General features: G+C 68.8%; 17 protein-coding genes and 2 pseudogenes. 15 read left to right on the forward strand and 4 right to left on the reverse strand.

Annotation, left to right across the window (positions count from 1 at the left end; all coding sequences use genetic code 11):
- Nucleotides 1–318 precede the first annotated feature (318 nt).
- From ispG to H507_RS0106135, 4 genes are all read left to right on the forward strand, one after another.
- Nucleotides 319–1,461, forward strand: coding sequence for a flavodoxin-dependent (E)-4-hydroxy-3-methylbut-2-enyl-diphosphate synthase (gene ispG, locus H507_RS0106120; RefSeq protein WP_022909844.1), 1,143 nt, complete (start codon nt 319–321; stop codon nt 1,459–1,461).
- A 157-nt stretch (nt 1,462–1,618) separates the two neighbouring features.
- Nucleotides 1,619–2,452: a GNAT family N-acetyltransferase gene (locus H507_RS0106125; protein ID WP_022909845.1), complete on the forward strand. Its 834-nt coding sequence runs from the start codon at nt 1,619–1,621 to the stop codon at nt 2,450–2,452.
- A gap of 117 nt (nt 2,453–2,569) precedes the next feature.
- Nucleotides 2,570–4,315, forward strand: coding sequence for a proline--tRNA ligase (locus H507_RS0106130; RefSeq protein ID WP_022909846.1), 1,746 nt, complete (start codon nt 2,570–2,572; stop codon nt 4,313–4,315).
- Between the two features lie 4 nt (nt 4,316–4,319).
- On the forward strand, nt 4,320–5,105 hold the full coding sequence (locus H507_RS0106135; RefSeq protein WP_022909847.1) for a sulfite exporter TauE/SafE family protein: 786 nt from the start codon (nt 4,320–4,322) through the stop codon (nt 5,103–5,105).
- 27 nt (nt 5,106–5,132) lie between these two features.
- Here the strand turns inward: H507_RS0106135 and H507_RS0106140 are convergent, their stop codons facing one another.
- Entirely contained in the window at nt 5,133–6,113 is a 981-nt protein-coding gene (locus H507_RS0106140; protein ID WP_022909848.1) for a DUF4439 domain-containing protein, read from the reverse strand.
- 109 nt (nt 6,114–6,222) lie between these two features.
- Here H507_RS0106140 and rimP point away from each other — a divergent pair.
- The 7 genes and pseudogenes from rimP to H507_RS15170 all read left to right on the forward strand — a co-directional run.
- Nucleotides 6,223–6,708, forward strand: a pseudogene (gene rimP / locus H507_RS15155) (ribosome maturation factor RimP); the annotation flags it as partial.
- Between the two features lie 140 nt (nt 6,709–6,848).
- A complete protein-coding gene (gene nusA / locus H507_RS0106150; protein WP_022909850.1) occupies nt 6,849–7,820 on the forward strand; it encodes a transcription termination factor NusA in 972 nt (323 codons plus the stop codon).
- A 23-nt stretch (nt 7,821–7,843) separates the two neighbouring features.
- Entirely contained in the window at nt 7,844–8,095 is a 252-nt protein-coding gene (locus H507_RS15160) for a YlxR family protein (protein ID WP_245558821.1), read from the forward strand.
- 229 nt (nt 8,096–8,324) lie between these two features.
- Nucleotides 8,325–11,429, forward strand: a complete 3,105-nt coding sequence (gene infB / locus H507_RS0106160) for a translation initiation factor IF-2 (protein WP_022909852.1) — start codon at nt 8,325–8,327, stop codon at nt 11,427–11,429.
- Nucleotides 11,430–11,512: 83 nt separating this feature from the next.
- A pseudogene (gene rbfA / locus H507_RS15165) lies at nt 11,513–11,935 on the forward strand (30S ribosome-binding factor RbfA); the annotation flags it as partial.
- 104 nt (nt 11,936–12,039) lie between these two features.
- Nucleotides 12,040–12,927, forward strand: coding sequence for a tRNA pseudouridine(55) synthase TruB (truB, locus tag H507_RS0106170; RefSeq protein ID WP_022909853.1), 888 nt, complete (start codon nt 12,040–12,042; stop codon nt 12,925–12,927).
- Between the two features lie 38 nt (nt 12,928–12,965).
- The gene (locus tag H507_RS15170) at nt 12,966–13,952 is read left to right on the forward strand and encodes a bifunctional riboflavin kinase/FAD synthetase (protein ID WP_342662649.1); all 987 of its coding nucleotides are present in this window, start codon (nt 12,966–12,968) and stop codon (nt 13,950–13,952) included.
- Nucleotides 13,953–14,010: 58 nt separating this feature from the next.
- On the opposite strand, the gene H507_RS0106180 is transcribed toward H507_RS15170, so the two are convergent.
- Entirely contained in the window at nt 14,011–14,499 is a 489-nt protein-coding gene (locus H507_RS0106180; RefSeq protein WP_022909855.1) for a GNAT family N-acetyltransferase, read from the reverse strand.
- Nucleotides 14,500–14,751: 252 nt separating this feature from the next.
- Here H507_RS0106180 and rpsO point away from each other — a divergent pair, with 252 nt between their 5' ends.
- On the forward strand, nt 14,752–15,015 hold the full coding sequence (gene rpsO / locus H507_RS0106185) for a 30S ribosomal protein S15 (protein WP_022909856.1): 264 nt from the start codon (nt 14,752–14,754) through the stop codon (nt 15,013–15,015).
- A gap of 208 nt (nt 15,016–15,223) precedes the next feature.
- Here the strand turns inward: rpsO and H507_RS15175 are convergent, their stop codons facing one another.
- Nucleotides 15,224–16,180, reverse strand: coding sequence for a type IV toxin-antitoxin system AbiEi family antitoxin domain-containing protein (locus tag H507_RS15175; protein ID WP_084707642.1), 957 nt, complete (start codon nt 16,178–16,180; stop codon nt 15,224–15,226).
- Between the two features lie 527 nt (nt 16,181–16,707).
- Between H507_RS15175 and H507_RS0106195 the strand changes: the two genes are divergently transcribed.
- The 3 genes from H507_RS0106195 to H507_RS0106205 all read left to right on the forward strand — a co-directional run bounded on the left by H507_RS0106195 (nt 16,708) and on the right by H507_RS0106205 (nt 20,541).
- Entirely contained in the window at nt 16,708–18,927 is a 2,220-nt protein-coding gene (locus tag H507_RS0106195; RefSeq protein ID WP_022909858.1) for a polyribonucleotide nucleotidyltransferase, read from the forward strand.
- Between the two features lie 95 nt (nt 18,928–19,022).
- Entirely contained in the window at nt 19,023–19,760 is a 738-nt protein-coding gene (gene dapB, locus H507_RS0106200; RefSeq protein ID WP_026377858.1) for a 4-hydroxy-tetrahydrodipicolinate reductase, read from the forward strand.
- A 10-nt stretch (nt 19,761–19,770) separates the two neighbouring features.
- Complete coding sequence (locus H507_RS0106205; RefSeq protein ID WP_157438890.1) at nt 19,771–20,541, forward strand: hypothetical protein; 771 nt, start codon at nt 19,771–19,773, stop codon at nt 20,539–20,541.
- Nucleotides 20,542–20,577: 36 nt separating this feature from the next.
- Here H507_RS0106205 and H507_RS0106210 read toward each other — a convergent pair whose 3' ends face one another.
- The gene (locus H507_RS0106210) at nt 20,578–21,201 is read right to left on the reverse strand and encodes a GNAT family N-acetyltransferase (RefSeq protein WP_022909861.1); all 624 of its coding nucleotides are present in this window, start codon (nt 21,199–21,201) and stop codon (nt 20,578–20,580) included.
- Nucleotides 21,202–21,213: the final 12 nt, after the last annotated feature.

Below are 21,213 nucleotides of genomic sequence, written 5' to 3' on the forward strand. Positions count from 1 at the left end.
GCCCCACGTGAGCCGCGGTTCGGCCGCTCACGGCTGATCCGAACCAGCGCCCGTCGTCCTGCCATGGATGGCGGGCGCTGTGGCGTGTCGGGAGTCGCCGTGCCCGGGTTCCACGCGAAACGGGGCAGGTGAGCGGCCTTCTCGTCAGCTGGCGTGACGAACACCGCGCTGGCGTGCCCCAACTGGCGCGGAATTTTCGGCGCGGATACCCGGCGTGCCCCGCCTGCTGGATCGCTCCACGACGCGCTCACGCCCTGGGCGCACCGCTCGGCGCCCGGTGGGGCGCTCCGGCGTTCCTCTGCGCGGTAATCTGGCCCCATGAGCGTCAATCTCGGTCTGCCCGCCATGCCCCCGCCCGTACTGGCCCCCCGTCGCAAGACCCGTCAGATCAAGGTCGGCAAGGTGATGGTCGGTGGCGACGCCCCCATCTCGGTGCAGTCGATGACCACCACCAAGACCACCGACATCAACGCCACCCTGCAGCAGATCGCCGAGCTCACCGCCACAGGCTGCGACATCGTGCGGGTCGCGGTTCCCTCGCAGGACGACGCCGAGGCCTTGCCGGCCATCGCACACAAGTCGCAGATCCCCGTGATCGCCGACATCCACTTCCAGCCGAAGTACGTCTACGCCGCCATCGACGCCGGGTGCGCCGCCGTCCGCGTGAACCCGGGCAACATCCGGGCCTTCGACGACCAGGTCGCCGGCATCGCCAAGGCAGCCGCCGACGCTGGTGTCTCCATCCGCATCGGCGTGAACGCTGGATCCCTCGACAGGCGACTGCTCGAGAAGTACGGGGCTCCCACCCCGGAGGCGCTGGTCGAGTCAGCCCTGTGGGAGGCGAGCCTGTTCGAGGATGTCGGTTTCCACGACTTCAAGATCTCGGTCAAGCACCACGACCCCGTCGTGATGGTGCGCGCCTACGAGATGCTCTCCGAGAAGTGTGAGTACCCCCTGCACCTGGGCGTGACCGAGGCCGGTCCCGCCTTCCAGGGCACCATCAAGTCGTCCGTCGCCTTCGGTGCACTGCTCGCTCAGGGCATCGGTGACACCATCCGAGTGTCGCTCTCGGCCCCACCCGTCGAGGAGGTCAAGGTCGGCATCAAGATCCTCGAGTCGCTCAACCTTCGTCCGCGCCACCTCGAGATCGTCTCGTGCCCCTCGTGCGGACGTGCCCAGGTCGACGTCTACACCCTCGCGGAGAAGGTGACCGAGGGCCTCGAGGGCATGACCGTACCCCTGCGCGTGGCCGTCATGGGCTGTGTCGTCAACGGCCCGGGAGAGGCTCGTGAGGCCGACCTCGGTGTCGCCTCCGGCAACGGGAAGGGGCAGATCTTCGTCAAGGGTGAGGTCATCAAGACCGTGCCCGAGGCGGAGATCGTGCAGACCCTGATCGAGGAGGCGAATCGGATCGCCGCCGAGACGACCGAGATCGGTGCCCCTCAGGTCTCGGTCGGCTGAGGTCTGGGCGCGCCACGGCGCGGCCGTTCGACTCCGAGCAGTCGGCAGGCGTGCGTGACAGACTGAGCGGCGTGCCAGCCGTTGTCTCCTCCACTCGTCAGCTCACCGTGAGCTCCATGGGCACCGCGTCGAGCCCGGCCGCCCCGGGGTCCGCTGGATGAGCACACGACTCAGGGTGCTGGGCAATGCCGATGTGGCGGCCGCCCTGGAACTGCTTCGTCCCGAGCCCATCTCGAACCTTTTCCTGCGGGCCCGATTCGCCCACCACGGTCTCGATCGGGTCACCCTCGGCTGCGAGGTGCTCGGGTTCGAGCGCAACCGCCAGCTGGTGGCCTTGTGCCACGTCGGCTCCAACCTCGTGCCCGCCGGGGACGACGCCGAGGCGCTGGCCGCCTTCGCTGCCAAGATCGGGGCACGCAGGCATTCGTCCTCGATCATGGGGCGAGCACCCCTGGTGCGAGGACTGTTCGACCACCTCGTGGAGCGACACCAGAGCTGGGGCCACCCTCGCGAGCTGCGGTACCACCAGCCGCTGATGGTGATCGACCATGACTCCCCGTTCGCGGGTGATCCCCGCGTGCGCCAGGTGACGCTGCAGGAATTCGAGCCCTACTTCGACGCGGCGGTGAAGATGTACACCGAGGAGGTCGGCGTCTCACCGCTCGATCCCTCCGGCGGGTACCGCTCGCACATGCGGCGGCTGGTCATGGACGGACAGTGCTACGCGATCATCGAGGACGGCAGGGTGCTGTTCAAGGCCGACGTGGGTACGGCCTACGGCACCATCTGCCAGATCCAGGGCGTCTGGCTCGCCCCCGAACTTCGGGGTCAAGGCCTGTCGGTCCCCGCCATGGCGAAGGTGATCGAACTCGTGCGTGAGCGGTACCCGGTGGTCTCGCTGTACGTGAACGACTTCAACACCCGCGCCCGCAAGTTGTACGAGCGCTGCGGGATGCGCACCATCGATGCCCTGGCGACCGTCCTGTACTGACCGCGGGACCACCAGCCGCGCCCCGTCCGGAAACTGGTGCCGGGGTCAGGGGTCTGCACCGATAGGCTGAGCGGCGTTCCCCATCGCCGCCAGAGAGGCCCCAGCGTGATCACCAGGATGTCGCAGTTGTTCGTCCGCACCCTGCGAGAGGACCCTGCCGATGCCGAGGTGCCCAGCCACCGCTGGCTGGTGCGTGCCGGTTACATCCGTCGTGCCGCTCCCGGTGTCTACAGCTGGCTGCCGTTGGGGTTGAAGGTGCTGCAGAAGGTCGAGGCCATCGTCCGCGAGGAGATGGACGCCATCGGCGCGCAGGAGGTGCGCTTCCCGGCGCTCCTGCCGCGCGAGCCCTACGAGGCGACCGACCGGTGGACCGAGTACGGCGACAACCTGTTCCGCCTCAAGGACCGCAAGGGTGCCGACCTGCTGCTGGGGCCGACCCACGAGGAGATGTTCACCCTGCTGGTGAAGGATCTCTACAGCTCGTACAAGGACCTGCCGCTGTCGCTCTACCAGGTGCAGACCAAGTACCGGGACGAGGCGCGTCCCCGTGCGGGGCTGCTGCGCGGCCGCGAGTTCGTGATGAAGGACTCCTACTCCTTCGACGTGGACGAGGCCGGTCTCGAGCTGAGCTACCAGCAGCACCGTGAGGCCTACATCAAGATCTTCGACCGTCTCGGGTTCGAGTACGTCATCGTCAAGGCCGACGCCGGCGCCATGGGTGGTTCGGCGTCCGAGGAGTTCCTCGCGATTGCCGCCAACGGGGAGGACACCTTCGTCCGTTCGCCGGGTGGCTACGCCGCCAACGTCGAGGCCGTCGAGCGTCCGCTCGCCGCTGAGGTGGACGCCTCGTCGGTGGGTGCGAGCAGGGTGGTCGACACCCCCGACAGCCCCACCATCGAGTCGCTGGTCGCGCTCGTCAATGCCGAGCACCCGCGTCCCGACCGTGTCTGGACGGCCGCTGACACCCTCAAGAACGTGCTCTTCGTGCTGCACCACCCCGACGGTTCGACCGAGCCGCTGGCCGTGGGGCTGCCGGGCGACCGCGAGGTCGACCCCAAGCGCCTCGAGGCAGCCGTGGGTCCGGCCGAGGCGGTGCCGTTCGGCGAGGAGGACTTCGCGGCGTACCCCACCCTCGTCAAGGGGTACATCGGCCCCCGCGCGCTGGGCGCGGAGAGCCCGAGCAAGGTGCGCTACCTCGTCGACCCCTCCGTGGTGTCGGGGACGGCATGGGTGACCGGTGCCGACGAGGCGGGCCGTCACGTCATCGACCTGGTGGTCGGTCGCGATTTCACCGCGGACGGGCACCTCGATGTCGCCGAGATCCGGGAGGGCGACCCGTCGCCCGACGGTTCGGGACCGCTGACGTTGGCGCGCGGCATCGAGATGGGCCACATCTTCCAGTTGGGTCGCAAGTACGCCGAGGCCCTCGGGCTGAAGGTGCTCGACCAGAACGGGAAGCTGGTCACCGTCACCATGGGTTCCTACGGCATCGGCTGTTCACGCGCCGTGGCCGCCGTCGCTGAGGGCACCGCCGACGAGAAGGGTCTGTGCTGGCCGCGCAACCTCGCCCCCTACGAGGTGATGGTGCTCGCGACCGGCAAGGGTGACGAGGTCTCCGCCTTCGCCGAGAAGCTGGCCTCTGAGTTGGACGATGCCGGGGTCGCGGTGCTCCTGGACGATCGCAAGGCCTCGCCCGGGGTCAAGTTCGCCGATTCGGAGGTGCTCGGCATGCCGACCTCGGTGGTCGTCGGACGAGGCCTGGCTGACGGGCTCGTCGAGATTCGCGACCGCGCCACGGGCACCGCCCGCACGGTCGCCGTCGAGGATGCCTTGGCCGAGGTGCTGCGCGAGCTCGAGAGCTGACCTCGTGGAGCTTGCGCTTCACGTCGTCCTGCTGCTGGTGCTCGCTGCCTTCGTGGCGGGCTGGGTCGATGCCGTGGTGGGCGGCGGAGGGCTGATCCAGCTCCCCAGCCTGCTGATCGGTCTGCCCGCCGACACCTCGGTGGCGGCCATCTCCGGCACCAACAAGGTGTCGTCGGCGGCGGGAACCCTGGTGGCGACCACCACCTACCTGCGCAAGGTCCGCGTGGACTGGCGGATCGCGGTCCCGCTGATGGTGTTCGCCTTCCTCGGGTCGACGTCGGGGGCGAGACTGGTGAACTTCCTGCCCAAGCAGTGGTTCACCCCGATCGTGCTGGTCGCTCTCGTGGGAGTGGGCCTCTACACCGTCCGCAGACCCACCCTCGGACTGCACCATGAGGTGAGGCGTCATGGTTGGGCCGCGGCTGCGACGGCCGCCGGCATCGGCGCCGTGGTGGGGCTGTACGACGGCTTCCTGGGGCCCGGAACTGGGTCGTTCTTCGTGATCGCCCTCGTCGGGCTGCTGGGTTACGGCTTCCTGCAGGCCAGCGTTCTGGCCAAGCTGGCCAACCTCACCACGAACGTGGCAGCGATCGCCGTCTTCTCCATCCAGGGAGTGATCATCTGGAAGTTGGCGCTCGCCATGGCGGCAGCCAATCTCAGTGGCGGGTTCATCGGCGCCCAGATGGCCGTGCGCCACGGTTCCGCGTTCGTCAGGCGGGTCTTCCTGGTGGTGGTGGGGATCCTGATCCTCAAACTCGGCTGGGACAGCCTGCGGATCTTCATCGGCTGAGGCCGACGGCACGCCCTTCCGGGTCGATCACACCCAGCCCGGGAACCAGCTGACGCCGGTCCATCGGGTCACCTGGGGCAGCTGTGTGAGCCAGGCGGCGTGTGCTGCGGTGCGTGCTTCGTCCGTCGCGGGTGTGGCGCAGAACACCCCTGCTGCCGCGTTGAACAGGTCGGTCTCGATCGTCGCCATCACCGCAGCCACCGTGCCCGCGGCCGGGCGAATCGGGAGTTCGTAGCCGGGTTCGGGCGGGGGAGGGGTTGCACCGGCCGCCCGCATCGTCGCCTGCAGGTCGACCCGCTGCTGCACCAGCAGACCCCTCCGCTGGGCCAGTTGGGTCCGCAGGCTGCCCGGACGAAGGGCCCCGACCAGCGCGGCCAGGGCTTGGTCAGCACGGAAGAGGTGTTCGACCAGGACTGACTGGGCCGAACCCAGGGATTCGGACTCGAACGAGAAGGGGACGACCCCGTGGTCGACGGGTGGATGGGGCGCTGGCTGGGCGCTGGCGCTGGCGAAGACCGACAAGGATCCCCAGAGCAGGGCGTCCGGGCCGGTTTCGGCGCTGAGCGCGACGGTCAACAGTGTGGCCGCCTCAGCCGTCGCGAGGGTCGCCAGTTCGTCCGTGGCCCGGACGGCGGGCACGCGAGCCCCAGTCGTGCGTGGGGAGCCGGATGCCATGGGGTCGTCCCCCAGGGCACCGCTCAGGGGATCGGGTCGGAGCAGCACGCGCCGCTGCAGCTGCAGAGCGCGTTGTACGGCGGTCGTCCACGCCACTTCGGCGGGCGTGGCGCCGGTCGCGGTGCGCAGTACCTGCAGTGCGGCGGTCAGCGACTCGTTGCCCGCGAGGGCATTCACCTGGGCCTGCTCGGGGGTCGGGCTGGGTCTGGGCAGGTTGCGGACAGCGGATCCGTGAACAGTGGGGTCGAAGAAGGAACACCCGGACAGCGGCGTCGCCACCAGCGCCAGACCCGCCGTGAGCCCGAATGCGCGGCGACTGAGCAGTGGGGGCATGCCCCCAGCGTAGGGCCCGGCACCAGCTCGCGATCGGCGCTCGGGTCGTGCCGGCTGGACTACACTTGTGCGGCACAACAGGACTGCACAACAGAAAGAGGCCAGAGAAGTGAATGACACACGACTCAGTGATGTCGTGGAGCCCGTGCTGGCCACCCACGGACTCGAGCTCGACGAGCTCGAGGTGATCCCCGCCGGACGTCGTTCGGTGCTGCGGGTCACCGTGGACGGTGACGGCCCCCACGGGCGAGGCCCCCTGCTGGACGACATCGCATCCGCCACCCGTGACATCTCGGACGCCCTCGACGCGATCGACGCCATGGCAGGTGCCTACACTCTCGAGGTCTCGAGCCGCGGCATCGGCCGCCCGCTCACCGAACCCAAGCACTTCCGCCGCAACCTCACCCGTCTGGTCAAGGCCACCCTGGCCGACGGCACCTCCCTGGTCGGTCGCATCGTCGCCGTGGAGGGCGACCGGCTCACCCTCGAGGTGACACCCGAATCCGTGAAGGGCAATCGCAACCCCAAGCCCGTCAGCCACGACCTGCTGATCAGTGACATCACGAAGGCCCTGGTGCAGGTCGAGATGAACCGCTCCATCGATGACTACGACGTGGACGACATCCCAGACGAGGACGACCCCGACGAGGACGAACTCGACGAGGACGATCTGGACGACGACGATCTGGACGACGACGACCTGCACGGCCACGTGGACTAGGAGGAGGATCACTGATGGATGTCGACATGGCCGCCCTGCGGCAGATCGAGCGCGACAAGGGGGTCTCCCTGGACTACGTCGTTCGCGCCCTTGAGGACGCCCTGCTCAACGCCTACGAGAAGACCCCGCTGCACATGTCCCACAGCCGGGTCGAGGTCAACACCAAGACCGGGCAGGTGCACGTCTGGGCCCCCGAACTCGACGCGGAGGGGCAGAAGATCGGCGAGTACGACGACACCCCCGACGGCTTCGGGCGCATCGCCGCATCGATGGCCCGGCAGGTGATCTTCCAGCGGTTGCGTGAGGCCGAGGACGAGCGCAAGTACGGGCACTTCCTCGCCAAGGAGGGCGACATCCTCACCGGGGTCGTCCAGCAGGACCGTGACTCCCGCGTCGTGCGGGTCAATCTCGGCGAGATCGAGGCGATGATGCCGCCGGCCGAACAGTCGCCGGGCGAGGTCTACTCCCACAACAAGCGACTGCGGGTCTACGTCGTGGCCGTGCGCAAGGAACTCCGGGGGCCCCAGGTGGTGGTCTCCCGTACCCATCCGAACCTGGTGAAGAGGCTGTTCCAGCTCGAGGTGCCTGAGATCGAGCAGGGCATCGTCGAGATCAAGGAGGTCGCCCGTGAGGCCGGCCACCGCACCAAGATCGCCGTCGTCTCCAAGAACCCGCAGGTGTCGGCGAAGGGCGCGTGCATCGGACCCATGGGCCAGCGTGTCCGAGCCGTCATGCACGAGCTCAACGAGGAGAAGATCGACATCATCGACTGGTCTGAGGACCCGGCCGAGTTCGTGGGCGAGGCCTTGTCGCCTGCTCGGGTCAGCTCGGTCACGGTCGTCGATGCCCAGGCCCGCGCCGCCCGGGTGGTCGTCCCTGACTACCAGCTGTCGCTGGCCATCGGTCGTGAGGGTCAGAACGCGAGGTTGGCCGCGAGGTTGACGGGGTGGAGGATCGACATCCGCTCCGACGCCGCTCCCGAGTGATGCTCCCCAGCGCGCCTCCGGGTGTGGGGGGCTCGGGCGGCGACGGCCCGATCCGCACCTGTGTGGGTTGTCGCAGGGTCGCCAGCCGCGACGAGTTGGTGCGCCACGTCGTGGTCGACGGGGTGGTGGTGGTCGACCCGGGTCACCGGTTGCCCGGACGGGGCAGCTGGCTCCACCCCGATCCGGCATGTCTGGCAGCTGCCGTCAAGCGGGGCGGCTTCGCCCGCAGCCAACGTCGCCCGGCCGACCCCTCCGGGCTGCTCTCGCAGAGGTGAGCTGCGCCCCGCGGATCATTCGGTTCGCGCCGCCCGCCGTGACTGGCTAAACTTGAACCCGCGTGTCCGCTCGATCCACGAGCGTGACCTCCGTCCTGCCCCGCCGACTACGGGTGCCGCGTTTCAGAAAGTGGGCTGACGCTCATGACCACTCGATGAGTACTCACCAATGAGCATGGACAACAACTAATTGGTTCGGCCGAGTCACGACCGGACCTGAAGGAGACAAGTGGCCAAGGTCCGCGTCTATGAGCTCGCCAAGGAGCTCGGACTCGAAAGCAAGGATGTTCTGTCGAAGCTGAACGACATGGGCGAATTCGTCCGGTCGGCTTCGTCCACCATCGAACCGCCTGTGGTGCGCAAACTGCGCGAACAGGCCAAGACCGGCGGCGGTTCAGCCCCGGACAAGTCAGGTGACAAGTCAACGGGTGCACCCAAGCCGGGTGGCACCCCCGCTCCGCGTCCGGCCGCACGGCCGGGTGCCCGTACGACCGATGCTCGTACGACCGATGCCGGCTCGGTGGCCAACGCCCCCAGCCCGGCAGCGACCGGCTCCGCGCCGACCAGCCCGGCGCCGTCCAGTGCGGCACCAGCCAGCCCTGCGCCCCGTCCCGCTCCTGCCCAGGCTCCGGCAGCCGCGACGGCCGACGCGCAGGCGCCCGCCGCCGGATCGGCCACCGACCGTTCGGACGCCGCGCGATCTGATGCTCCCCGCTCCGAGGCCCCGCGCCCCGGTGGGGCGGCACCTCGTCCGTCCACGAGCGCCTCGGCGCCCGCGGGCCAGTCGGCACCCCGCCCCAGTGGCGCGCAAGCGCCTCGCCCGGGTGGTCCTCGTCCGTCGGCGGCCGCTCCCGGTGCTCGGCCGGCCTCCAGCGCCTCTCGCACGGGCGGTACCCCCGCCGGTGCTTCAGGTGCGCCGCGTCCCGGGGCTCCTCGTCCCGGTGCCGCCCCCGGGGCCCGACCGGGCGGTGCTCGTCCGGGTGGCTCCGGTGGTCTGCCCAGCGGTCAGGCCGGTGCTCGTCGCACGGGAACCCCGCGTCCGGGCAACAACCCCTTCGCTCCTTCGCAGGGCATGGGAACGGCTCGTCGGCGCCCCGAGGGTGCGCCCGCCCAGGGTCGTCCGGGCCAGGTCAGCCGTGAGGGACGCCCCGCGGGCACCTCGACCGGCATGCCTCGTCCCGGTGGCACCAGTGGGATGCCTCGCCCCAACCCGGCGATGATGCCCAAGCAGCAGTCCGCCCAGGTCGGAGCCCCGGCCAGGGCCGGTGGCCGTGGTGGCCCCGGCGGCGCCCGTCGCGGAGGCCCCGGTGGTCCCGGACGCGGTCCGGGTACCGGTGGCTTCGGTGGCCCCGGTGTCGGTGCTCCCGCTGGCGGTGGTCGTGGTGGTCGCGGTGGTCGTGGCGGATCGGGCACCCAGGGTGCCTTCGGTCGCGGCGGTGCCGGTGGCAGGCGCGGACGCAAGTCGAAGAAGCAGCGCAGGCAAGAGTTCGACCAGATGGAGGCGCCGCTGATCGGTGGCGTGCGCGTCCGTCAGGGTGACGGTTCCACGGTGCGTCTGCGCCGTGGCGCCTCGCTGACCGACCTTGCCGAGAAGATCGGTCTGGAGCCGGCATCGCTGGTGCAGGTGTTGTTCAACCTGGGCGAGATGGTGACCGCGACCCAGTCCGTGTCGGACGAGACCCTCGAGGTGTTGGGCGCCGAGCTCAACTACTCGATCCAGGTCGTCTCTCCCGAGGACGAGGATCGTGAGCTGCTCGAGAGCTTCGACCTGGAGTTCGGCGAGGACGAGGGCGACGAGTCCGATCTGGCCCCGCGCCCGCCGGCCGTCACCGTCATGGGTCACGTCGACCACGGAAAGACCAAGCTGCTCGACGCGTTGCGCAAGTCGAACGTCGTCGCCGGCGAGGCCGGTGGCATCACGCAGGCGATCGGTGCCTACCAGGTCGAGACCACGGTCGACGACGTGGACCGCAAGATCACCTTCATCGACACCCCGGGCCACGAGGCGTTCACCGCCATGCGTGCCCGTGGTGCGAAGGCGACCGACATCGCGGTGCTGGTCGTGGCCGCGGACGACGGTGTGATGCCCCAGACGATCGAGGCGCTGAACCACGCCAAGGCGGCCGATGTGCCCGTCGTGGTGGCGGTCAACAAGATCGACAAGCCCAGTGCCGACCCCGAGAAGGTGCGCGGACAGCTCACCGAGTTCGGTCTGGTGCCCGAGGAGTACGGCGGCGACACGATGTTCGTCAACGTCTCGGCCATCACCGGTGAGGGACTCGACCAGCTGCTCGAGGCGGTCGTGTTGACCGCCGACGCGGCTCTCGACCTGCGGGCCAATCCAGACATGGACGCCCAGGGTGTCGCCATCGAGGCGCACCTCGACAAGGGTCGTGGTCCGGTGGCCACCGTGCTCATCCAGCGCGGAACGCTGCACATCGGTGACTCGATCGTCGCCGGTTCGGCCCATGGCCGCGTCCGTGCGCTGATCAACGACCGCGGCGAGACCGTCACCGAGGCGCCGCCCTCGATGCCGGTCCAGGTGCTCGGTCTCACCAGCGTGCCCGGCGCCGGCGACAACTTCCTGGTCGTCGAGGACGACCGGATGGCTCGTCAGATCGCCGACAAGCGCGAGGCGCGCATGCGTGCCGCGGCCCAGGCGGCCGGTTCCCGTCGCAAGACCCTCGACCAGCTGTTCGAACAGCTCGAGAAGGGCGAGACCCAGGAACTGCTGCTCATCCTCAAGGGCGACGGCGCAGGTTCGGTCGAGGCCCTGGAGGACGCACTGTCGAAGATCGACGTCGGCGACGAGGTGTCGCTGCGTGTCATCGATCGCGGTGTCGGTGCCATCACCGAGACCAACGTCTCGCTGGCTGCTGCCTCGAAGGCCGTCATCATCGGGTTCAACGTCCGGCCCACGCCGCACGCCACCCAGATGGCCGACCGCGAGAACGTCGACATCCGCTACTACTCGGTCATCTACTCCGCGATCGACGAGATCGAGGCAGCCCTCAAGGGCATGCTCAAGCCGATCTTCGAGGAGAAGACGCTCGGACAGGCAGAGATCCGCGAGATCTTCCGCTCGTCCAAGTTCGGCACCATCGCCGGTTGCATGGTGCTGTCGGGTCTCATGCGACGCAACGCCAAGGCGCGTCTGCTGCGTGACGGGGTCGTGCTGGCCGAGACCACCATCGCGTCCCTGCGGCGCGAGAAGGATGACGCCACCGAGGTCCGTGAGGGCTACGAGTGTGGTCTGACGCTCGGGAACTACTCCGACGTCAAGCAGGGCGACATCATCGAGACCTACGAGATGGTCGAGAAGCCGCGCGACTGAGTGCGCACACATCACCACATCGGCAGCGGCGGAGGGCATCAGCGCTCCGCCGCTGTCGGCATCACTGAAGGGACACCCCCCCCATGCCCAACCCCCGCGTGGCCAAGCTGGCTGACCAGATCAAGGTCGTGGTGGCCGAGACCCTCGAGCGGCGCATCAAGGACCCACGGCTGGGCTTCCTGACCGTCACCGACGTCCGACTGACCGGCGACAGCCGCGACGCGTCCATCTTCTACACGGTCTACGGCACCGACGAGGAGCGTGTCGGCACCGCAGCGGCGCTGGAGTCGGCCAAGGGTCTGCTGCGCTCGACCGTGGGCAAGCGGCTGGGTCTGCGCTTCGCCCCCACCCTCACCTTCCACCTGGACGCCACCGAGGAGTCCGCCCGTTCGATCGAGGACCTGCTGGTGCAGGCCAAGCGTCGCGACGCCGAGTTGGCCGCCCAGGCGGCCACTGCCCAGTTCGCGGGGGAGGCCGATCCCTACCGCCACGAGGATGACGACGACTGGGACGAGGACGACCAGTCCGAGGCCGTTGAGGACGACGAGACCGACGTTGCTGAGGCCGAGGAGTCCGAGGCGGTCGACGACGAGGACGAGAACACTCCTCGATGAGCCCCCAGGACTCGTCCGGCATCGTGCTGGTCGACAAGCCCCAGGGCTGGACCTCCCACCAGGTGGTGGGCCGGATGCGACGACTGCTGGGCACGCGCAAGGTCGGGCATGCCGGCACGCTCGACCCGATGGCGACCGGGCTGCTCATCATCGGCGTCAATCGCGCGACCCGGCTGCTCGGCCACCTGGCCGGCCATGACAAGACCTATGTGGCGACCATCCGGCTGGGGCAGTCCTCCTCCACCGATGACGCAGAAGGGGAGTTGTCGCAGGTGGTCCCGGCGGCCCACCTCGAGGCAGCGGCGATCGAGACCGCCATGGACGACCTGCGCGGTGACATCGAACAGGTGCCCTCGAGCGTCTCGGCCATCAAGGTCAACGGCCAGCGGGCCTACGCCCTGGTGCGGGGTGGGGAGCAGGTGACGCTCCGCGCCCGCCCCGTGACGGTGGCGCGCTTCGAGGTCATCGGTCGCAGGACCGAGGGCGACCTGCTCGACCTCGACGTGGTGGTCGACTGTTCCTCAGGCACCTACATCCGTGCGCTGGCCCGTGACCTGGGTGCGGAGCTGGAGGTCGGCGGGCATCTGACCAGTCTGCGACGGACCAGGATCGGCGGCTTCGTCCTGCCCGAGCTGACGGTTGACCTCATCGGGGACGAGGCCCCTGCCCTGACCTCCATGGGCGAGGTGGGTCGGACTGCCTTTGCCCATCTGGACGTGTCGGCCGAGCAGGCCGATGACGTGCGCTTCGGCCGGGCACTCGAACTGGACCTGTCAGCGGATGTCCCGACGGCGTTGATCTCCGCCGACGGTGACCTGCTGGCCCTCCACGAGGCCAACCCCGATCGTCCGGGGTGGACGAAACCGGTCGCCGTCTTCGTCTGAGCGGGCTCGCTGGGGCACGAGCCCCCCGGGGGTGGGCCGTGCTGCATCGCTCGTGCGGGCCGGGGTTGTCTAGACTCGGGCGCGTGCAGAATCCAACGGTCGTCGTGATCGGCAACTTCGATGGCGTGCACCGCGGGCACCGTGAGTTGCTCGCCCACGCCCAGAGCCAGGCTCCCGGACTGCGTCTGGTGGCCGTCACGTTCTGGCCCCACCCCCAGGCCGTCATCCACCCCGGGTCGGAACCCCAACTCCTGACCGGACTCGACGACCGCATCCGGCTGCTCAAGCAGGCCGGCGCGGCCGAGGTGCGGGTGGTGCCCTTCACCCGCGACGTGATGGCCTGGTCACCGGAGCAGTTCGTCGACCAGGTGCTGGCCCCGCTGCACCCCGAGGTCGTCGTGGTGGGCACGAATTTCACCTTCGGCTCGCGGGCCGCAGGCAGTGTCGAGACCCTCGCCGAACTGGGCCGTCGTCCGCAGAGCAGGTTCCGGGTCGAGCCCTTGTCCCTGCTCGCGACCGACCAGCAGATCACCTGCTCATCCCTGATCCGGGCCTCGATCGAGGCGGGCGACGTCGAGACGGCCGAGGAGCACCTGGGTCGCCCGCACCGGTACGTGGGCACCGTGGTGATGGGCCACCAGCGCGGACGAGAACTCGGCTACCCCACGGCCAACCTGCCGGTGGAGGCGTGGCACCTGGCGCCCGCGGACGGTGTCTACGCGGGTTGGTTGACCAGACTGGACGAGCCCGACCCGACCCCGCTGCCCGCGGCCATCTCGGTCGGTACCAATCCCACCTTCGATGACGTGCCCGATCGTGTGGTGGAGGCCTATGTGCTCGACCGCTCCGACCTGGAGTTGTACGGGGTACGGGTGGCCGTCGACTTCGTGAAGCGGCTGCGTGGGAACGTGAAGTTCACCGGGCTGGAGACGCTGGTCAAGCAGATCGCCGCAGACGTCGACCAGACCCGTCAGGTGCTGGGCCTGGCCGCGCTCGCTCCCGCGAGCCACGACGCCGCCGAATAGGGGACCGGCCCGGCACCCCCGGGTCCGCAGCGAGTCCTCGGTGAAGCCCGCTGGGGCTTCAGCGCATGGTCAGTGACTTGCGATAGACCGCGTAGTAGTTGCTCACCTGGCTGGGGTGGGCCACCTGTTCCGCGTCGGGGTCCTCGACGAACTTGTGGTCGCCGGTCGCGGAGTAGCCCAGGTCGATCGCCAGCGGGATCGCCTTCTCGTTGTTGGGGTCGATCGCCATGTGACAGGCGAGGTAGCCCTGCTTGCGCGCCTCTTCCTCGAGGAACTCGGTGAGTTGCACACCCAGACCCTTGCGTCGCGACCCGGGCACCACGTACAGCAGTTTCACCTCGGGCTGCAGATCGGACTCGCGCAGGTCGAGCACACCCGATCCCTGCACCTGGCCGTCGACGAGCGCCACGGCGAAGATCGCCTCCCCCGCGCGCTGGCCAGCGAAGACGTCGTCGGTGAGGTGAAGTTCGGGACGGGTCTCCATCGAGCGCAGCACCTCGAGATCCGCCTCGGTCGCGGGGCGGACGAGGATCGTGGGGTCGGCCATGGGATCTCCTTCTCGACTCGGCAGAGGCGGCCGAACCCGGCCTGGGGCCGGATCGACGAGCATCCCCAGTCAATCATGCCGGGGGCCTCAGTGGGAGGGGGGCCCTCGCTCTGCGACCTCCACCCGGGGTCCGGTTTGGTTGAGATCGCGACCACGCGTACTGTTGACCCTTGGCGTCAGACGCCCGCGGACCAAGAGAGTCACCCGATCAGGGCCCGACACCGCGCAACGGACGAAAGGAGCACCACACTGATGGATGCCGAGACCAAGAAGCAGATCATCGAAGAGTACGCGACCACCCCAGGCGACACCGGTTCTCCCGACGTCCAGGTTGCGCTTCTCACCAAGCGCATCGCGCACCTGACGGAGCACCTGAAGGAGCACAAGGGTGACCACCACAGCCGTCGTGGATTGCTGCTGATGGTGGGCCAGCGCCGCCGTCTGCTCAACTACGTGGCCAAGCAGGACGTCGAGCACTACCGCGAGCTGATCGCTCGCCTCGGCCTGCGTCGATGATCTGACCTCTCCGGCACGTACTTCGCCCCGGTTCCCTCGTGGAGCCGGGGCGAAGTCATGTCCGAGGGTCATGTGCCACCGACTCTTGTTGCCCCGGGCCTTGTTGCGCCGCCCTTGTTGTTCTGGCCCCGTCCATGTGGCTGGCGCTGTTCCCGATGGCTGCTGTCGACAGCACAAGCTACGAGGAGTATCGCCAGCCACGCTGGGGTCACGGCCGGCCCTGCAGTGCCGAGCTGAGGATCCGTGCGAACCGGGCGGGGTGGTGCAGGTCGCGCACCATCCACCGGACGATACGCCACCCCTCGTCCGCCAATCGGCGCTCCCTGTCCCGCTCGGCCGTCACGGCATCACTGGGACGACCCCCATGGCGTGGTTGGTCGTACTTCACCCTGCCGTCGCACTCGCCAATGAGGCGCTGGTCCCGCCAACCGAAGTCACCGCGTCCCACCAGACGTCCCCGGCTGTCCCAGACCTCCACTTGTTCAACGGGTCTGGGCAGCATGAGTTGGTGCATCCGCAGACGGGACACGGACTCGGCCGGGCTCTCGGCCAATCTGCTCGCGAGTTCGACGGAGGTCCTGGCGGCTCGGACCCCGGGCCGACGTGCCTGCAGACCCAGGACGTCCTGGAGTTCTCGCGGGTCGAGTCCTGCGTGTCGAAGGGCCCAGTCGGCGGCGACGACGCCTTGGTCGGGCCCGAAGCGGCGTGCCAAGTCCAGCACGGTGCGCGCGAGCGTGGTCACCGGGAGGCCATCGACGGCGGTGACCTCGTGCGGGGTCAACGGGCAGTTGTTGGCGTGGATCGGGCCGCGCACGTAGCCGCGGGTGGTGTTCGACCGTGTCACCCAGACCTGGGTCCCCGGCTCCAGCTCCCACAGCGGGATCCCCCAGAGCACTGCCGCCGACAGGTGGGAGAGGACGACGCCTTCCCCCATCCATTCCGCCGAGGCGTGAACCAGCGTCCGGTGTGCCTCGGTCAGCGGGACTGGTGGGTTCCCGCCCGTACCGGCTGCTGCGTACACACCACGCCTCAATCGGACGAGGGCACCGTCCCTCGTCGCCCGACGGATGGTGTTGGCGCTCCAACCAAGGCCGACGAGTTGGGACGAGGTCAACGATTCGCCGAAGGGTGTCGTGGAATGCAGGAGTGATGGCGGAGGAGTCATGCCTCGAGCCCACCATCCCGGGCGGCTGCGCAACAGGGGAGAGGTGTTGGCCGAATGTTGTCGCCATGTTGTCCGGGGCCACGGACATTCAGTGGTCCGGACGACCGCTCATCCGCCAACCGTATCGACGTGGCTGGCATTCTTCCTCCTGGCTGCTGTCCACAGCACAAGCCACGTAAAGGATCGCCAGCCACGTGGTCCGTGGCGTGGCTGGACTCCGGCCGGACGACCTTCATCGGACGACCCCATCGGACGACCCCATCGGACGACCCCAACCGCTCGCCGACGAGCGCGAAGCGACCCACCCCGCTAGACTGGGCTGCGGTTCGAAGAATGAACCCTGCCAGCGCAGCTCGAGAACGCGGTCTGGTCCTCGGTAGTGACCTTCAGGTGGTAACCCCTGCGGGTCTCGATCGAAGACCGGCTGGTTCGTGAGTGGCCCGCCGACGGCCCCGCGGGAATCGTCCCGCACGGAGCCCTGATCGAGGCGCGCCCGCGCGGCAGTCCAACCCCAAGAGAGGTATCCCGTGGAGGGTCCTGACATCCAGTTCGCCGAGGCCGTGATCGACAACGGTAGCTTCGGCAAGCACACCGTCCGTTTCGAGTCGGGCCTGCTGGCCCAGCAGGCCGACGGCGCCGCCGTCGTCTACATCGACGAGGACACCATGCTGTTCTCGGCGACCACCGCCGCCAAGTCGCCCCGCGACTCCATCGACTTCTTCCCCCTGACGGTCGACGTCGAGGAGCGCATGTACGCCGCGGGTCGCATCCCCGGCTCGTTCTTCCGCCGTGAGGGTCGCCCGTCCGAGGGCGCCATCCTGGCCTGCCGCCTGATCGACCGTCCGCTGCGTCCCTCGTTCGTCAAGGGACTCCGCAATGAGGTGCAGGTCGTCGTGACCATCATGGCCCTCAACCCCAACGTGCTCTACGACGTCATCGCGATCAACGCGGCCTCGATGTCGACCCAGATCGCCGGGCTTCCCTTCTCGGGACCCATCGGTGGTGTCCGCATTGCCCTGATCGACGGCCAGTGGGTCGCCTTCCCGACCGTCGAGCAGCTCGAAGGAGCCGTCTTCGACATGGTCGTGGCCGGACGGGTGCTGCCCGACGGTGACGTCGCCATCATGATGGTGGAGGCCGAGTCGACCGAGACCACCTTCGAGCAGGTGCGCGCCGGTGCCCAGGCCCCGACCGAAGAGGTCGTCGGCGAGGGCCTCGAGGCGTCGAAGAAGTTCATCAAGGCCCTGTGCGACGCGCAGGCCGAGCTGGCTGCCAAGCTCCCGAAGGAGACCTACGACTTCCCCGTCTTCTCCGAGTACGGCGACGACGTCTACGCCGAGGTCGAGCGCCTCGGTCAGGAGAAGCTCACCGGCATCATGCAGATCGCCGGCAAGCAGGAGCGCGACGACGCCAGCCACGAGCTGCGCAAGTCGATCGCCGACGAGCTGACCCAGAAGTTCGAGGGTCGCGACGGCGAGATCTCGGCGGCGTTCAAGTCGCTGACCAAGAAGATCGTGCGCCGCCGCACCCTCACCGACGGTGTCCGCATCGACGGTCGTGGGGTCGAGGACATCCGAACCCTGTCGGCCGAGGTCGGAGTCATTCCGCGCGTGCACGGTTCGGCACTGTTCCAGCGTGGTGAGACCCAGATCCTGGGTGTCTCCACCCTGAACATGCTGGGTCTGGAGCAGAAGCTCGACACCCTGGCGCCCGAGAACCACAAGCGCTACATGCACCACTACAACTTCCCGCCCTACTCGACCGGTGAGACCGGTCGGGTGGGTTCGCCGAAGCGTCGTGAGATCGGGCACGGAGCACTGGCCGAGCGCGCGCTCGTCCCGGTGCTGCCGACCCGCGAGGAGTTCCCGTACGCCATCCGTCAGGTCTCGGAGGCCCTCGGGTCGAACGGATCGACCTCGATGGGTTCGGTGTGCGCCTCGACCCTGTCGCTGCTGAATGCCGGTGTGCCCCTCAAGGCCCCCGTCGCCGGTATCGCGATGGGCCTGATGAGCGAGCAGATCGACGGCAAGACCCACTACGTGGCGCTGACCGACATCCTGGGAGCCGAGGACGCCCTCGGCGACATGGACTTCAAGGTCGCCGGCACCTCGGAGTTCGTGACCGCCCTGCAGCTCGACACCAAGCTCGACGGCATCCCCGCCGACGAGCTGGCCAAGGCCATGCTGCAGGCCCGCCGTGCTCGTCACACCCTGCTCGAGGTCATGAACGAGGCCATCGACGCACCCGACGAGATGAGCCCCTACGCCCCGCGGATCCTCACCCTGAAGATCCCAGTCGACAAGATCGGCGAGGTCATCGGCCCCAAGGGCAAGATGATCAACCAGATCCAGGACGACACGGGTGCCCAGATCACCATCGAGGACGACGGCACCATCTACGTCGGTGCTGATTCGGGCGAGGCCGCCGAGGCTGCCCGGTCGACCATCAATGCGATCGCCAACCCGACCATGCCTGAGAAGGGCGAGCGCTACCTGGGCACCGTGGTGAAGACCACCGCCTTCGGAGCCTTCATCTCCCTGCTCCCCGGCAAGGACGGCCTGCTGCACATCTCGAAGATGCGCGACCTGGCCGGCGGCAAGCGCGTCGAGAACGTCGATGACGTCGTCAGCGTCGGTCAGAAGATCCAGGTCGAGATCTCCGAGATCGATGACCGCGGCAAGCTGTCGCTGGTCCCGGTCATCGAGGGCAAGGACGACAAGTCGGACGAGGCTCCCTCGGCCGAGTGATCGACCAGTACGTGGCGCGACCCCGGTTCCTCGGAGCCGGGGTCGCCCCATGTCTGGGCCAAGTCGTGTCACCGCACCCCGGTAGGCTCCCCTCCATGACTCGAGTGGCTGTGTTCGGAGCTGGCGGCAAGATGGGGGCCGAGGTGTGTCGTGCGGTGGAGCGTGCGGGGCATGAGCTCGTGGCTCGCATCGACGTGGGGGACGAACCCTCGTCCGCCCTCGGCGCCGATGTGGCCGTCGACTTCACCCACCCTGACGCGGTGATGGACAATCTCAAGTTCTGCATAGACCACGGCATCCACGCCGTGGTCGGTACCACCGGGTTCACCCCGGAGCGACTCGACACGGTGCGCACCTGGCTGGGGGAGGAGCCCACGACCGGGGTCGTGGTGGCCGCCAACTTCTCCATCGGGGCGGTGCTGATGATGGCGATGTCCAGGAAGGCCGCTCCGTTCTACGAGTCGGTGGAGGTCATCGAGTTGCACCATCCGAACAAGGCCGATGCGCCCTCCGGCACCGCCACCGTCACGGCCCATGGCATCGCCGAGGCACGCCGAGCCGCAGGACTGGGTCCGGTTCCCGATGCCACCCAGCAGGAGGTCGACGGGGCACGCGGCGCCGACATCGACGGCATCGCCGTGCACAGCGTCCGCCTGCGTGGGCTGGTGGCCCACCAGGAGGTGCTCTTCGGTGCCGAGGGAGAGACCTTGAGCATTCGCCACGACTCCCTCGACCGGGTCTCGTTCATGCCGGGCGTGATCGCCGCGGTCGAGGCGGTGCCTTCACGGCCCGGACTCACCGAGGGTATCGAAGCCATCCTGGGTCTCGACTGAGGTGGGGGCTGTGACTGAGGCGGGGGCACACGCCCGCGGCCGGAGCGTCGGCGCTCGCCGGTCCACGACGCGGGCGGGCGGCTGCCTGCGGATCCTGGTGCTCGGCCTCGTCCTCGTCGTCGTGCTGGCCGTCGTCGCGGTCGTCGTGGGGGACCGATTCGTCCGGTCCGAGGTCGAACAACGGGTCGGGACGTCGGTCTCGAAGAGCCTCGGCGGTCCCACGACCGTCACCATCGACGACCGATCGGTGCTGCTCGCGCTCGCCCGGGATCGGTTCGCCACCGTGCGTGGGTCCGCGCCCACCGCGAAGTTCAGCCAGGGTACGGGAGCATCGGCGCAGACCCTGCACGTCACCGACCTGACCTTCACCGCCTCCGGGGTCACCCACCTACGCTCGGGGGACACCCTCGACGTCGAACACCTCCGAGCGGGTGCAACGGTCAGCTACGCCGAACTGAGCCGACTCGCCGGCACACCCGTGGGTTCGGCCGGAGCAGGACGGGTGAAGCTCACCCAGACGGCATCCGTGTGGGGGGCCAGCGTCACCATCGAGGTCACGGCCAAGCCGGGGGTCAAGGGCGATCGCCTGACCCTCGACGACCCCGCAGCCACGGTGTCGGGCGTCGACGTGCCGCAGTCGTTGCTTCGTCCACTGCTCGCCCGTGTCACGGACCAGGCAGCCCTGCCCCCGATCAACGGCATGGGCTACGACTCGCTGACTGCCGGTGCCGCTGGCGTCGTGGTCACCCTCAGCGGGGAAGGCGTCGCGCTCCCTCGCTGACTGCGGGACGAACCCGGGCCCGACACAGACCGGTGGTCACTGCCCGTCGGACGAGATGTCCGTGTGCAGCCTGACCTGCTTGACCCGGACGACACCGTCCTCGGTGCCGAGTTCCTGGTGCCCGCCGTCGGGTGCCCACCCGGTGCCCACCAGCAGGGCGCGGAAGTCGTCGTCGGTGGAGCGCACCCAGCAGGTGGCCCGGGTGAAGTGATCCGCCCGCAGGGTGTCGACGGCTGCGTTCAACAGCCTTGAGGTGTGCCCCCTGCCCCGGGCCATGGGGTCGACCCGGAAGTAGGACAGCTCACCGTCGTGACCGGTCGCGTCCTCGTCCTGGGCAGGTCCCACCACGGCGAACCCCACCACCCTGGAGGCCAGCTGGGTCTCGTTCTCCCGGCCCGTCGCACGCGGGGCGCCTTCGGGCTCGGTGGCCACCAGCACCCGCATGCTGGCCAGGGGCGGCCTGGTGATGGAGGTGTGCCAGATCTCTGCCATCTGCTCCAGGGTGGTCTCATCGAGGAACCGCGTCATGAGCGGGTCGTCGGTCCACTCCCGGCGCTGGATCTCGGCGAGTTGCCAGGCCTCGACGGGCATGGCCAGCCTGACCCCCGGGGCCACCTGTGGAGTCGGTCCGGGGTTCACCAGCGGCAGCTCACGCGTCATGGGGCGAGAATA

The sequence above is a fragment of the Aestuariimicrobium kwangyangense DSM 21549 genome (assembly GCF_000421525.1).
Taxonomy (GTDB): domain Bacteria; phylum Actinomycetota; class Actinomycetes; order Propionibacteriales; family Propionibacteriaceae; genus Aestuariimicrobium; species Aestuariimicrobium kwangyangense.

Excerpts from the sequence above, each read along its gene's own strand:
- ispG (WP_022909844.1), top strand. The coding sequence starts at position 319 with ATGAGCGTCAATCTCGGTCTGCCCGCCATGCCCCCGCCCGTACTGGCC.
- H507_RS0106125 (WP_022909845.1), top strand. The coding sequence starts at position 1,619 with ATGAGCACACGACTCAGGGTGCTGGGCAATGCCGATGTGGCGGCCGCC.
- H507_RS0106130 (WP_022909846.1), top strand. The coding sequence starts at position 2,570 with ATGTCGCAGTTGTTCGTCCGCACCCTGCGAGAGGACCCTGCCGATGCC.
- H507_RS0106140 (WP_022909848.1), bottom strand. The coding sequence starts at position 6,113 with ATGCCCCCACTGCTCAGTCGCCGCGCATTCGGGCTCACGGCGGGTCTG.
- nusA (WP_022909850.1), top strand. The coding sequence starts at position 6,849 with ATGGATGTCGACATGGCCGCCCTGCGGCAGATCGAGCGCGACAAGGGG.
- truB (WP_022909853.1), top strand. The coding sequence starts at position 12,040 with ATGAGCCCCCAGGACTCGTCCGGCATCGTGCTGGTCGACAAGCCCCAG.
- H507_RS0106180 (WP_022909855.1), bottom strand. The coding sequence starts at position 14,499 with ATGGCCGACCCCACGATCCTCGTCCGCCCCGCGACCGAGGCGGATCTC.
- rpsO (WP_022909856.1), top strand. The coding sequence starts at position 14,752 with ATGGATGCCGAGACCAAGAAGCAGATCATCGAAGAGTACGCGACCACC.
- H507_RS15175 (WP_084707642.1), bottom strand. The coding sequence starts at position 16,180 with ATGACTCCTCCGCCATCACTCCTGCATTCCACGACACCCTTCGGCGAA.
- dapB (WP_026377858.1), top strand. The coding sequence starts at position 19,023 with ATGACTCGAGTGGCTGTGTTCGGAGCTGGCGGCAAGATGGGGGCCGAG.
- H507_RS0106210 (WP_022909861.1), bottom strand. The coding sequence starts at position 21,201 with ATGACGCGTGAGCTGCCGCTGGTGAACCCCGGACCGACTCCACAGGTG.